A 13,719-nucleotide genomic window follows, 5' to 3' on the forward strand; every position below is an offset into this window, starting at 1 on the left:
GCGTCCCCTATGCCGAGACAAGTGGTCCGGGGTTTTTCAGATACTGCTCCCGGATCGCCTTCGCCGACCAGTATGCAAGTGCTGCGACGAGGCCAGTCGGGTTATAGCCGATGCCTTGCGGAAAGGCCGACGAGCCCATCACGAAGACGTTGTGAACATCCCATGTTTGCAGGTAGCGGTTCAGCACACTTCGCGTGGGATCGGTACCGAGAATCGCGCCTCCAGCCAGATGGGTCGTCTGATAGTGCCGGGTATCGAAATGCTGGCCAAACTCGCGCGTGGCGACATTGATAGCCTTCGGCCCCATCGCCTGCGCAATTTTCTTCAACTGTCCGGTGACATACTGTGCCATCCGGATGTCGTTGTCTTTCCAGTCGAAGGTCATGCGTAGCAGCGGTTGGCCGTATACGTTGCGATAGGTTGGGTCGAGATCGAGATAGACGTCGCGAAAGGCCATGTTGGTGCCGTGCGCATTCATCGAGATCGAATGAATGTAGGAATTTCTGGCTGCCGTCTTCCACGCGCTGCCCCATGCTGGCGTGCCGTGGGGTACGGAGATGCCACTGATCGGCTTGGACCCCGCCTGGTTGACCCAGAGCGGTGCGCCGCCGATAAAGCCGAGCGGGCCGTGATCGAAGTGGTCGGAGTTGAAATCGTCGACCGTGACGCCGCCGCCGCCTGTACCGATAAACGGATTACTAAAGGTATCCTGATCAAAAAATGCGGTGACGTTCGATTCGTTCTGGTAGCAGAAATTTCTTCCAACGACGCCTTCGGCGGTGACCGGATCATAGGGCTTTCCGATACCTGATACCAGCAGCAGATGCACGTTGTGGAACTGGAACGCTGCGACGATCACCAGGTCGGCGGGCTGCTCGACGTCGCGCCCCTGGGCGTCCAGATAGGTCACGCCGGTTGCGCGGTGACGGGTGTCATCCAGATTGACGCGCAACACATTGCACTTCGGACGCAGTTCGAACAGGGGCGTCTGGCGCAGCGCGGGCAGGATGTTCAGATTGGGGGACGCCTTTGAGTACATGTAGCAGGCGTAACCGCTGCAATAGCCACAGAAATTGCACGGTCCCATCTGGACACCATACTGATTCGTATAGGGTCCCGACGCATTCGCGGCGGGCAGCCGGTATGGGTGAAGCCCGAGCGACAGTGCGGCCTGTCTGAAACGGTCGGCAGAGTAGACGTTTTCGAGTGGAGGCAATGGAAAGTGGTCGCTGCGCGATGGGGCGAAGACGTTACCGTCGCCGACGATCTGGCCTTTCACCTTATATGCCTGGCCCGATGTGCCGAAGACCTTCTCGGCGAAATCGAAATGCGGCTCCAGTTCATCGTATGTAATGCCATAGTCCTGAACGGTCATTTCCGGCGGAATGAAGCTGGCACCGTAGCGCTCGGTGTAATGACTGCGCAGGCGCAGTTCGGGCTCGGTGATGCGAAAGTGCACGCCCGACCAGTGCAATCCTGCGCCGCCAACGCCTTCGCCGGGCAGAAAGGCGGCGAGTTGCCGGTACGGAAGGGCGGTGTCCGTCAAGCCGTGCCGGACCGTGACCGTGCTCTTCGAGAGGTCCTGGTAAAGTTTCTTGCGAATGCTATAGGTCAACTCGTCGATTGTGTTCGGATAGGCGCCGTCCGGGTAAGTGTCGCGATATTCGCCGCGCTCCAGTGCGACTACTTTCAGACCCGCCTCCGTCAGTTCCTTGGCGAGGATCGCGCCGGTCCAGCCGAAGCCGACAATGACCGCGTCGACGTGCGGCTTCTTTACGCTTGTCATCAGGCTTTCTCCCCTGAAATCGACACGGGTCCATATGGATAACGCTTGCCACCCTGATTGACGAAATCCATGAAGTCGGCTCGCGCGCCAGGAAAGCCAATCATCGTCCAGCCGACCAGATGCCGGTTGCCGCCGTGGATCGGGTCGCAGAAAAAGCCCTCACGCGTGTTTTGCAGGAGCTGCGCGAAGAAGAGTGCGGCCGGCACCTCGTCAAATTCGATCCTGGACTTCTGCAGTCCGGACAGGACCTCATCGCGCTGCTCAGTTGGCAGATCGGCAAAGCGCTTACCGCGCTCGTGCAGACAGTACTCATCGACTGCCCGAATGCCAAGGCGATAGAGGTCGCGCGGCACGAGCTTCGACTGATAACCCAGTTCGGGAACACCCTCGGCAAACGGCGCCTGCATGTACCACAGCGCGCCGTGCGCATAGGGCGTATCCATCTGTCGGTCGATAAACTCCGGGACACCAGCCTGCACGGCGCCGGGGCCGTTTGTGTCGGCGGGAATCAGCCGGTCGCACGCCGCTTCGAGGAAGCGCCATTCGCCGGCGTCGAAGTAACGCGGTTTGTATGGCGCTTCGGAGCCTGGCGATTGCGCCTGGTCGACCGCGCTGCCACTCGCCGCGCCGGTTTGTGTCGTCGCTCGCTGTTCACACGCGGCGAGCGTGCCCAGCGGGATCAGCGTGACGGTCTTGCGCAGGAAGTTGCGCCGGCCATTGGGTTTGTCGTTCGCATCCATTGCAGCTCCATTCGTATTTGTAGCGCAACGCGCCTGTCTGGATAGTGTAAGGAGCCACCCCAGCAAAACCGTCGGGCGGCCATCAGCCAGTGCATGAAACGACAGGTGCGTCATGTGTCATCGTCATGCACGGCGAAGGCCGGACGCGTAGTGCCGTTGAGCAGCCTTCCATCGGGAGACAATGCGGCCGGAAGGATCATTTCGTCGGCATTGCCTGGACGGGGACGCGAAGATGGCATGAACACGAGGGAGCCCGTAACGATCGTGCGCCCGCTGAGAGCGCACGTCCCATGGTGCGGGGCCTGGCGCAGGCGCCACGTCTGCTCTGCGTAACAGCACCGCTGCGGATCGCGCCATGAGACGATGATGATGTCCCGGGCCACCCGGTCAAGAACAGCGACCAGATGGTTTCTGCGACGAGTTGCCTCTCCGGACTGACGGTCTGTGTTGCGCGACCGGGCGACCGCGCGTACGCACCTGCGTACCTGAGGAGGTGGTTGAGCAGCGGGCGTTTGGAATCGCAGCAGGTCTAGAATGCCCGACCAGATTTTTCGCTGCTGTCGTCTCGTGGCCATGACGTGATGTTCTCCGCACTCTGGCGTCAGCCTTTTCACCGCAGTGTCGGGGTGGGACGACCAGATGAAGATCTTCCTCAAATGCAGGCGGTCACATTCTGGCGGTGACTTCCTCAACGGCACTGCTCCCTGAGCAGAACCAGGCATCGGGCATTCATTCGGTGCCGTTGGCGCCGTGAATCATGCGCACGACTTCTGTGGACAATTTGTAGTCCGCCTGTCCGCATCTGTCAACCGTTGTTATCACGCCTGGTCGCGCTATAGCCCGCATCTCCACTATTGCTGTGTGCCTTACAGCCTGACAGGAATAGTGGATGGGAACGCTGCCATGGAGAAAAGCGTATTGGAGGTGCTGCACTGTCTGAAAGACTATCGCATCCAGCCTTTCCCTGATGACACTGCGCTGCATGCGCAAAAAAAAATTGCGCAACGGTCCTGATGAAAAGAAGCCCGCGTGCAAGCGGGCCATGGAATGCCCTCGAGGGCGAGGAGGACGTGCAATCTGATTATGCTGGATCTCGCGAAAAAGTGGCGGATAAATATTGGCATACCGCTATGCCACATTTTATGTAAGGAATCCGAATGGATCAGTTTGCGATAAATGTTGCCTGATCAATTCTTCCGGTCGCAGACTCAAAAAATTCCTGTGCAATCCCAAAAGCGTCGCCTATGATGACTTCCACACAAATGGTCCTCACCAACCAGATGGCAATTACGCCCGACTGGCCCGCAGGGGCTGCGCTGTTACGTGAGTCCCTGACCTGAGAAACGTTGCCGGATGTGAGGCACAAAGTTTTAAGGTTAAAAGGAGGCCAGACATGTACAACTCGACAGCCATCCATCTTGCCCGACTCCAGTTTGCCTTTACAGTCGGCTTTCACATCATCTTTCCGGCGATCACAATTGGCCTCGCGAGTTTTCTGACCGTAGTGGAAGGGTTGTGGTTAAGAACGGGACAGGAATCCTATCGGGATCTCTACCACTTCTGGTCGAAGATCTTCGCAGTGAACTTTGGAATGGGTGTCGTTTCGGGCGTTGTCATGGCCTACCAGTTCGGGACTAACTGGAGCCGGTTCTCATACTTTGCAGGCGGTATCACGGGGCCACTTCTTACTTACGAAGTGTTAACGGCATTCTTTCTGGAAGCCGGCTTTCTGGGTGTCATGCTTTTTGGTTGGAACCGGGTTGGGCGCGGACTGCATTTCTTTGCAACTGCAATGGTCGCGCTCGGCACGCTCGTCTCGACGTTCTGGATTCTTGCGTCCAACAGCTGGATGCAGACACCCCAGGGCTATCAGGTCATCGACGGGCGGGCAGTGCCGGTCGACTGGCTGGCGGTTATTTTCAATCCGTCGTTTCCCTTCCGGCTTGCGCATATGGCGATCGCGGCGTTTCTCGCCACGGCATTCTTCGTCGGTTCGTCCGCGGCCTGGCACCTGTTGCGAGGCCGCGATAACCCGGCGATCCGGACCATGCTGTCGATGGCAATGTGGATGGCCTTGATTGTTGCTCCGATCCAGGCTGTTGTCGGTGACGCGCATGGCCTGAACACGCTCGAGCATCAGCCCGCAAAAATTGCTGCGATGGAAGGGCACTGGGAGAATGTCCCCGGCCAGCCGACGCCGCTGATCCTGGTCGGCTGGCCGGACATGAAGGCCGAGGAGACCCGGTTCGCAATCGAAATTCCCTACCTGGGCAGCATTATTCTGACCCATAGCCTGGACAAGCAGGTGCCGGCATTGAAAGACTTCCCGCGCGGTGATCGTCCGGATTCAACGGTGATCTTCTGGACATTCCGTCTGATGGTCGGCATGGGTGTCCTGATGATTCTGACCGGCATATGGAGCTTCATATTGCGCCTGCGTGGGCGTATGTACACCTCCCGGATCTTTCTGCGGGTCGTGCAGTGGGTGGGCCCGGCCGGGCTGATCGCGCTGCTGGCCGGCTGGGTGACGACCGAGATGGGGCGTCAGCCCTGGGTCGTGTACGGCGTGATGCGCACGGCGGATGCGTCGTCGCCGCTAAGTACGGCCCAGGTCGGGCTGAGTCTCGCGCTGTTCGTGCTTGTCTATTTCTCGCTGTTCGGGCTGGGCATCATGTACATGATGCGTCTGGTGCGCAAGGGACCGGTTACCGACGAGGGCAGGCAGCAGACTCACGGCGGACCCGGGGAAGCGCGCACGCCTGCGCGTCCCCTTTCTGCGTCTGGCGAAGATGCCGACGACAACAACGGCACTCGCTCGGGGAGGGCTTGAAAATGGGCATCGATACTTCCCTTATCTGGGCAGTCATCATCGTCTTTGGCGTGATGATGTACGTGGTCATGGATGGTTTCGATCTTGGTATCGGGTTGCTGTTCTTCTTTGTCCGGGACAAGGAAGAGCGCGACGTGATGATGAACACAGTCGCGCCGGTGTGGGATGGTAATGAGACCTGGCTGGTGCTCGGCGGTGCCGGACTCTTCGGCGCATTCCCTCTGGCCTATTCAGTCGTGCTCAGCGCGCTCTATCTGCCGATCATTTTCATGCTAATGGGCCTGATCTTCCGCGGCGTGGCATTCGAATTCCGCTTCAAGGCGACGGAGCACAGGCGACACATCTGGGACAAGTCCTTCATCGGCGGTTCGCTGGTGGCGACGTTCTTTCAAGGCGTCGTGCTGGGTGCGTTCATCAACGGATTACCGGTAGTTGACCATAGCTATGCTGGCGGCTCACTGGACTGGTTCAGCCCATTCCCCCTCTTTTGCGGTCTGGCGCTGGTCGTGGCGTATGCGCAACTCGGATGTACCTGGCTGATCATGAAGACAGAAGGGCGACTGCAGGAACACATGCACGGTCTTGCGTTCTATCTGGCCTGTGCGCTGCTCGTGGTCATCATTCTTGTCAGCGTGTGGACACCGCTTTCCCATCCTGAGATCGCGCGCCGCTGGTTCAGCATGCCCAATCTGGTGTTCTTCCTCCCGGTGCCGGTTCTGGTGCTGCTTGGATTCTTCGCCGTGCTGCGAGCGCTCGCCCGACGGGCGACCGCCACGCCATTCCTGTTGACTTTGCTGGTCGTTTTTCTGGGCTATAGCGGGCTGGGCATCAGCCTCTGGCCCAATATCATTCCGCCGTCGGTGTCTATCTGGGACGCGGCTTCACCGCCGCAGAGCCAGGGATTTTCGCTGGTTGGCGCCCTGTTCATTCTGCCGTTTATCCTGGGATACTCGGCCTGGAGCTATTACGTCTTCAGGGGCAAGGTGAAAGTCGGCGAAGGTTATCACTGAGAGGCGGGCATGTCGCGAACGATGTCCGGAAAGAGTGAGACGCAACAGGCGCAACCGCTATTGAAGCGTCTAGCGTGGCTGGGCGGCATCTGGCTGGCGAGCGTCCTGTCGCTCGGCGTGGTGGTCGAAATCATTCGTCTGGGCATGGCCGCAGCAGGATTGAAGACGCACTGAGTATTGCCCAACAGGAATTCGGACAATGGGAGCTGATCTGCATCGAGTTGAGCGCGCTGCGCGGGTTGAACAGGGAAGACGAACGGCGACGGCGAGAAGCTTACCGATCGCTGGGTACAAATGCGTGATACGTAACTGTTGATGTGTATAAAAAGGGAGAACTGCAATGAAACGACTGAATGTACCCAGGGTGTTGGGCGGCGTAGTTGTGGTGATGGCGATGTCGGCCCCGGTTCATGCGCAGACGTCAGAGCCTGTAGCTGGCATGTCCGGCGAGGCGGCATCGATGCCGATGGCTTCGTCATCGCATGCGATGCCGTCGAAAGCCTCTGACCGTCAGTTGGCAAAAAAAGTGCGTCATGCGCTTGCACATACCAAAGGCCTGGACATGTCCCATATTGTCGTGCTGGTCAGACATGGCCGGGTTGCCCTGACGGGCACCGTCCCGTCGTCAGATCAGATCAGCAGGGCAGCTGAGGTTGTCGGGGGCGTGTCCGGTGTGACAGGGGTGAGGAACGACCTTACGGTGAAAATGAAAGGGAATTAGCATCTGCTTCAGGTCGCATCGGAGTTAGTCGGCGTCGCCGGCATGTTTCCGGCGCGCATGTTAGATGACCTCGCTTATCGGTTCGGGGTGCTCATGACGTTGCACCGTGTCGTCGTCGTCGGTGGCGGAGCAGGCGGCTTGGAACTGGTCACGCGCCTTGGACGTACGCTGGGCCGACGCGGCCAGGCGCAGATCACACTCGTCGATGCACATCTGACGCACATCTGGAAGCCCCTGCTGCACGAAGTGGCAGCAGTCTCGCTGGATATGGCGGCAAACGAACCGAACTACATTGCGCAGGCGAAGTGGAATCACTTCGAATTCCAGATCGGACGGCTGCGCGGGCTCGACCGCGAACAGCGGCTGATCCAGATTTCGGCAACGCCAGGTGAGGGCGGCTCCGAGGTGGTGCCCGCGCGAACGCTCGGTTACGACAGCCTGGTGATCGCGGTGGGGAGCCGGACGAATGATTTCGGTACGGCGGGCGCAGCGCAGCATCAGCCGGGATCCGGGCTCCTACGTTTCTCAAGGAGATCGACGGGCTTGAGAGCAACCCTATCAACCAGCTTGTGGTGCGTCCGACGCTTCAGGCGACGCTGGACGACAACATATTTGCGCTGGGCGACTGTGCGGCCTGTCCCGCCGGTGACGGCAGGAATGTGCCGCCTCGTGCGCAGGCGGCACATCAGCAGGCATCGCTGCTGGCGAAGTCGCTGAAACTGTGTGTGGAGGGCAAAGGTCGCTTACCGGAGTATCGCTACCACGACTATGGTTCACTGGTATCGCTGTCCCGCTGTAGCGCGGTGGGCAACCCTGATGGGCAGCCTGTTGGGTAGTGTCAAGGTCGAGGGCTGGCTCGCGAGAGTGTTCTATATCTCGCTCTATCGCATGCACCAGGTCGCGCTCTATGGCGTCCTACGAACAGGACTGCTCATCGTGAGAGATCGCGTCGGACGGGGCACGGAACCGAGGCTGAAATTGCACTAACCATCGATGTCAGGGGCGACTATTCTGAAGGAGACGGAAGATGCAACAGGCCGTTCGGGTAGGAATGCATAGCAAATTGTGGATGTAGTCACCATGCAGGATTGGCCAGTCATTCACAGGAAGTGAATTTCTTGAAGGCGCGGTGATGATGGCGGCTTCACATGCCAATACTAGTGCTGTACCACTGTCGACACCAGGTGGGTGAATATGAAAAGACCGACTGCTTCTTTCAGGGACAATCCGATGCCAAGCCGGCAGAGGCGCACGCTTCTGGGGGCCGTGCTGGCGTCCTATGTCGCATCGTTTGTCCCGTGGGCGGCTGCCCAGTCCCAACCAGCGGGATCAGTTGCGACTGCGCCGGACAGTTTCGTGCAGATATCGAAGCTCCTGACAGGACAGGCATCGCTTGATGCAATGCTGGCAGGGCGGCTGTACAGGGCACTGACTGCCGATGACGGCGGCTTCGGCGAGCAGCACCAGCGGCTGCTGGCCTACATCAACGACCACAAGGCCGATCCGATGCAGCTTCAGCAGATGCTGGACGCGGAGAAATCGGCACTTGCACCGGTGCCGAGGCGGATCGTGACGGCGTGGTACACGGGCATCGTCGGCGAAGGTGAGCGGGCCAGATGCATCGCGTTCGAGACGAACCTGCTGAATGTGATAACGGCCGACAAGCTCAAGCCGCCGAGTTACTCATACGGCGTGTATGGCAGCTGGGCAACGCAACCGGTCTGAGGAGAAGCATATGGCACAACAGGATTCGGCCGACGTCGTAGTGATCGGTTCTGGCATCTGTGGGGCGCTCGTGGCTGAGAGGCTGGTGAGGCAAGGGCGTTCGGTTCTGATTCTCGAAGCGGGTCCGCGCATCGATCGCGGCCAGATCACGGCCAACTACCGCAATTCGCCACGCAAGGGCGACTGGGTGGCGCCGTACTATCCGGGCACGGCCTGGGCGCCGCAGCCAATCTACCACCCAAAGGACAATGGTTATCTGGTACAGGCAGGCCCGTATCCGTATCCGGCCGAGTATCTTCGCGTGGTGGGCGGCACGACGTGGCACTGGGCTGCGCACGCATGGCGTGTACTTCCGAATGATCTGCGGCTCAAGACACTATACGGCGTAGGCAAGGACTGGCCGGTCAGCTACGAGGATCTCGAGCCGTTCTATTACGAAGGGGAAGTCAAAATGGGGGTGTCGGGTGCGCCGAACACCGGCTCGCCCCGCGTCAAGCCGTTCCCGATGGAGCCGGTGATCGAGCCGTGGGCGATGCGCCGGGTGCGGGAGCGTCTGGCCGCCGGTGGCTATCAGGTGGTCACCAACACGACAGCGCGCAACAGTCGCAACTACGACGGCCGCCCGGCCTGTTGCGGCAACAACAACTGCCAGCCGATCTGTCCGATCGATGCGCAGTACACGGGCGGCATTGCGGTGCAGGCGGCCGAGAAGGCAGGCGCGAAGGTGCTGCCCAACGCGGTCGTGTACCGCATCGAGCACGATGCGAGCGGCAGGATCATGGCGGTTCACTACTACGATCCGGACAAGGGCACACACCGGGTGACGGGCAAGATCTTCGTGCTGGCGGCGAACGGCATCGAGAGTCCGAAGCTGCTGCTGATGTCGGCAAGCGACAAATACCCGAACGGTCTGGCCAACAGCTCCGGGATGGTGGGCCGCCATCTGATGGATCACCCGAGCAGCTCGCTGACGTTCGACACGGATGAGGACGTGTGGCTAGGTCGCGGTCCGCAGAGTCCGTCGTCCATCAATACATTACGCGATGGGGCATTCCGCTCACAGTCTGCGGCGTTCCGTCTGGACTTCACGAACATCTCGCAGGTGCGCTCTGCCACCGAGGACCTGATTGCGGCGGGCGTGTACGGCGCGGAACTGGAAAAGCAGCTGCGCTACCGCGCAGCGCGCCAGATGAACGTGAAGACGGTGCTCGAGGTGCTGCCCAATCCTGAGAACCGGGTGACGCTCAGTTCCCAGAAGGATGCGCTGGGCTTGCCCAAGCCGGAGGTTCATTACTCGCTGGACGACTATCTGCACCGGGGCGCGGCGATGGGCAAGGAGCACTTCGCGAAAATCGCCGAGCTGATGGGCGGCACGAACCTGCGCTATACCCCTGACCGGCAATACGCGAACAACCAGCACATCACCGGGACAATGAGCATGGGCAACGATCCGAAGGATTCGGTGGTGGACGCGTTCGGGCGAACGCACGATCACGAGAACCTGTTCATCGCCAGCACCGGCGTGATGCCCACAGCGGCCACGGTGAACTCGACGCTCACGGGTGTGGCGCTGGGCCTGCGCACGGCCGAGCACATCCACGCGACGACGACCTGAAGGAGCGGCTCGCCATGAAACCGATCGAACGGGTGTACTTCTGGGGCCGGCTTGCGCTGTGCGTGCTGACCGCGTTGACGGGGCTGGCGGCGATGTGCGAAACCGCGCATGCAGCGGATCCGACCAGCGCCGACACCGCGGCGCAGCTCAAACGCGGCCAGTATCTCGCCACCGCGGGCGACTGCGTGGCCTGCCACACGGCTCCCCAGGGCAAGCCGTTTGCGGGTGGCCTGCCGCTGGCGACGCCGCTGGGCAAGATCATCTCGACGAACATCACGCCGTCGAAGACGGCTGGTATCGGCAACTATACGTATGCGGACTTCTCCGATGCGGTGCGCAAGGGCATCCGTGCCGACGGCGCGCACCTGTATCCGGCCATGCCGTACACCTCGTATGCGCAGATCACCGACGACGACATGAAGGCGCTGTATGCGTACTTCATGCAGGGCGTGACGCCGGTGGATGACGCCGCGCCCGCGACGTCGCTACCGTTCCCGTTCAATATCCGGCTGTCGATGGCGGGATGGAACATGCTGTTTCTGGATACGAAGCCGTTCGAGGCGGATCCGACGAAGAGCGCGGAGTGGAATCGCGGGGCGTATCTGGTGAAGGGGCTCGCGCACTGTAGCACGTGCCACAGTCCGCGCAACGCGCTGATGGCAGAGGAGAGTTCGCAGGACCTGGCCGGCGGGGCAGTGGGGACGTGGGTTGCACCGAACATCACGTCGGACGCCAATAGCGGCGTGGGGGCGTGGAGCGAGGCGGATCTGGCGAGCTATATGCGCACGGGTCACGCGATTGACAAGGCACAGGCGGCCGGCCCGATGGCCGAGGCGGTAGACAACAGCCTGCGGCATCTGAACGACGCGGACCTGAAGGCGATGGCGGTGTACCTGAAGACGGTGCCGGCGATTCATCAGGCGGCGGACACGCAACCGCCGGGCACGTGGGGCAAGCCGGTCAGCGATCTGGAGGACGTGCGCGGGGTGGCATGGCCAGCGGACGCGAACCAGCTCAGCGGCGCGCAGCTATACGACGGCTACTGCGCAACTTGCCATCAGGCGAAGGGCCAGGGGGCGAGCGACGGCGGACTGCCGTCGCTGTTTCATAACACGGCGCTGGGCCGCACCAACACGAATAACCTCGTGATGGTGATGCTCGATGGCGTGCATCGTCAGGCGGACACCCCTGACATGCTGATGCCGGGATTTTCAGACCTGCTTACTGACCAGCAGATCGCCACGCTGGGCAGCTATCTGCTCAAACAGTACGGCAATGCCAATGCGACGGTCACCGTCGAGCAGGTCAGGACGCTGCGCGCCGGCGGGGAATCGTCTTCGCTGGTGGGGCTCGCGCGGGCGGGAATCGTCATCGCGGCGCTCATTGTCATCGGCATTGTTGTGCTGCTTGTCGTACGTCGTTCGCGCAGACACGTACGCACAGCCTGACATCAGATTCGTACTGTCATTGTAAAAAACTGATTGAAACAAACCCGTCGAGTGGAGGAAGCCAGCATGAGTTCGATACAGTCGCGCATCAAGGTCATCGGTGCAATGCTGGCAGTGTCAGCAGCATTGCCCGTGTTTGCACAAAGCAGCGTGACGCTGTATGGCGTGGTCGACGACGCCATTACCTACGTGAATAACCAGCTGGGTCATTCCAACGTGTATCTGCGGCAGGGCAACCTGTATTCGTCGCGCTTCGGCTTTCGAGGGTCCGAGGACCTGGGCGGAGGGCTCGCTGCGATCTTCGATCTGCAGGAAGGATTTGATCCGAACAGTGGCGCTCAGTCGTCTTCGGGGCTCGCCTTCAACCGCCAGGCTTTTGTCGGCCTGCAGGACAGACAGTTCGGCACACTGACGTTCGGCCGCCAGTACACACCGTACTACCAGTTTGTGGGGCCGCTCGGACCGGTTGCCTATCTGACAGGCGCGACCGGGGCGCATCCCGGGGATCTGGACGGACTGGACACGACCATACGGGCGAACAGTTCAGCGGTGTACACGTCGCCGACCTTCTACGGTTTCAGGATCAGCGGCATGTACGGATTCGGAGGGGTGCCCGGCAGCTGGCAAAGCGGCAGCACCATCAGCGCAGCGGGCCGTTATGATGCGGGACCGCTTGCTGTCGGGGTTGGCTACCTGTTGATGCATAACACCGGGGCAACGGGCGGCCTGTCACCTAACGCAAGCGCATCATATGGCGTCTCCGCGATCAACTCCGGCTACGTGTCGGCCAGTTCGGTGCAACATATCGCTGCGGCAGCCAATTACACGCTCGGCAGCATGTTGTTCGGTCTGAATTATTCGAATGTGCAGTTCCACCCGGGTAACAACTCGTTGTTCACCGACACGGCCGTGTTTAATACCTACGGAGCGGTAGTCCGCTATGCCGTCGGCCAGGTGTTCGACGTCGCAGGAGGCTACAGCTACACGCGCGCGTCGTCGGCGAACGGTATCGATGATCCGGCGAAGTACCATCAGGTGTCGCTCAAGGAAGCGTATCACCTCTCCAAGCGCACCACAGTCTACGCGTTGCAAGTCTGGCAGCATGCCAGCGGACGTACGTTGGCGGCCGCCGGAGCCGGCATTATCGATGCGCGGCCCGCTGTTGGCGACCTCGAGAATGCGACGCCTTCGTCGACGGCGAACCAGATTGCGGTGCTACTTGGTTTAGCGGTCAGCTTCTAGGCCGCCACAGGAAAGCGACTTCACGCCCCGGCTGTATGGCCTGCTACCAGACGTGGCGTTCTTCTGATCAGAATCGCCATCTTTATGAAGGCCTGGGTGCAGGACTTGAGGATGGACTGTTCGCGGAAGGCACGGGTGCGGATCATGGCGAGTCTGAACGAACTGCGTTTCACGATTTGCACCGTGCTGGTGCCGGCAGCTGTGAACTGGCGCCGGATCAGCGACGCGGTACTTATGCGGTACGGACTGTCTGGCGCCACAGCGGCGCCCCTGCTGATGATCGCCAGTCTGGGCGACGGCATCCATCTGGTTACGGTTGCCGAACATCTGGGGCTTGGAACGTCGGCGCTCGTCCGTACGCTTGATCGGCTCTGCGCAGCGGGCCTGGTCGACCGGACCTCTGATGAAGCCGACCATCGGGCGAAAGTTCTATTTCTGACCCACAAGGGTGTCGAGACGGCTGAGGCGGCCAGGAATGCGCTGATCGTGCTGGAAGCCGACACCTTCATCGGTTGCAGCCGGGCGGAGCTTGAAGCCGCGATGCGCGTCCTGGAGGCGGCTGCCGGAATGGGGCGTGGGTCTGGCGAAGCGGGGTGATATCA

The 13,719-nt window shown here is 60.6% G+C and carries 12 protein-coding genes and 1 pseudogene; 10 read left to right on the forward strand and 3 right to left on the reverse strand.

All coding sequences use genetic code 11. The features are described 5' to 3' along the window. Positions 1 to 7 precede the first annotated feature (7 nt). The 3 genes from HF916_RS00620 to HF916_RS51805 form a co-directional block, all read right to left on the reverse strand. Positions 8 to 1,786 (reverse strand): GMC family oxidoreductase, encoded by a 1,779-nt coding sequence (locus HF916_RS00620; RefSeq protein WP_168787430.1) that lies wholly within the window; start codon positions 1,784 to 1,786, stop codon positions 8 to 10. After that, positions 1,786 to 2,526: a gluconate 2-dehydrogenase subunit 3 family protein gene (locus HF916_RS00625; RefSeq protein ID WP_168787431.1), complete on the reverse strand. Its 741-nt coding sequence runs from the start codon at positions 2,524 to 2,526 to the stop codon at positions 1,786 to 1,788. The genes HF916_RS00620 and HF916_RS00625 overlap by 1 nt, the downstream gene beginning before the upstream one ends. A gap of 110 nt (positions 2,527 to 2,636) precedes the next feature. Next, positions 2,637 to 3,248, reverse strand: a complete 612-nt coding sequence (locus HF916_RS51805; protein WP_431311373.1) for a DUF3331 domain-containing protein — start codon at positions 3,246 to 3,248, stop codon at positions 2,637 to 2,639. A 671-nt stretch (positions 3,249 to 3,919) separates the two neighbouring features. Here HF916_RS51805 and HF916_RS00635 point away from each other — a divergent pair. The 10 genes and pseudogenes from HF916_RS00635 (at position 3,920) to HF916_RS00680 (ending at position 13,714) form a co-directional block, all read left to right on the forward strand. Continuing rightward, the gene (locus tag HF916_RS00635) at positions 3,920 to 5,356 is read left to right on the forward strand and encodes a cytochrome ubiquinol oxidase subunit I (RefSeq protein ID WP_168787433.1); all 1,437 of its coding nucleotides are present in this window, start codon (positions 3,920 to 3,922) and stop codon (positions 5,354 to 5,356) included. 2 nt (positions 5,357 to 5,358) lie between these two features. Further along, positions 5,359 to 6,366 carry a cytochrome d ubiquinol oxidase subunit II gene (cydB, locus tag HF916_RS00640; protein WP_168787434.1) on the forward strand — a complete coding sequence of 336 codons (1,008 nt, stop codon included), beginning with the start codon at positions 5,359 to 5,361 and terminating at the stop codon, positions 6,364 to 6,366. Positions 6,367 to 6,375: 9 nt separating this feature from the next. After that, positions 6,376 to 6,540: a DUF2474 domain-containing protein gene (locus HF916_RS00645; protein ID WP_240975271.1), complete on the forward strand. Its 165-nt coding sequence runs from the start codon at positions 6,376 to 6,378 to the stop codon at positions 6,538 to 6,540. 166 nt (positions 6,541 to 6,706) lie between these two features. Then, positions 6,707 to 7,087: a BON domain-containing protein gene (locus HF916_RS00650; protein ID WP_168787435.1), complete on the forward strand. Its 381-nt coding sequence runs from the start codon at positions 6,707 to 6,709 to the stop codon at positions 7,085 to 7,087. Between the two features lie 99 nt (positions 7,088 to 7,186). Further along, positions 7,187 to 8,074, forward strand: a pseudogene (locus HF916_RS00655) (NAD(P)/FAD-dependent oxidoreductase). Between the two features lie 243 nt (positions 8,075 to 8,317). Beyond that, on the forward strand, positions 8,318 to 8,812 hold the full coding sequence (locus HF916_RS00660; protein ID WP_168788932.1) for a sorbitol dehydrogenase family protein: 495 nt from the start codon (positions 8,318 to 8,320) through the stop codon (positions 8,810 to 8,812). A gap of 10 nt (positions 8,813 to 8,822) precedes the next feature. Beyond that, entirely contained in the window at positions 8,823 to 10,427 is a 1,605-nt protein-coding gene (locus HF916_RS00665; RefSeq protein ID WP_168787436.1) for a GMC family oxidoreductase, read from the forward strand. 14 nt (positions 10,428 to 10,441) lie between these two features. Then, positions 10,442 to 11,875 carry a c-type cytochrome gene (locus tag HF916_RS00670; RefSeq protein WP_240975272.1) on the forward strand — a complete coding sequence of 478 codons (1,434 nt, stop codon included), beginning with the start codon at positions 10,442 to 10,444 and terminating at the stop codon, positions 11,873 to 11,875. Positions 11,876 to 11,941: 66 nt separating this feature from the next. Beyond that, a complete protein-coding gene (locus tag HF916_RS00675; protein WP_168787437.1) occupies positions 11,942 to 13,117 on the forward strand; it encodes a porin in 1,176 nt (391 codons plus the stop codon). A gap of 144 nt (positions 13,118 to 13,261) precedes the next feature. Continuing rightward, on the forward strand, positions 13,262 to 13,714 hold the full coding sequence (locus HF916_RS00680; RefSeq protein ID WP_168787438.1) for a MarR family winged helix-turn-helix transcriptional regulator: 453 nt from the start codon (positions 13,262 to 13,264) through the stop codon (positions 13,712 to 13,714). Positions 13,715 to 13,719 lie beyond the last annotated feature (5 nt).

It is taken from the genome of Paraburkholderia aromaticivorans, assembly GCF_012689525.1.
Classification (GTDB): Bacteria; Pseudomonadota; Gammaproteobacteria; order Burkholderiales; family Burkholderiaceae; genus Paraburkholderia; species Paraburkholderia aromaticivorans_A.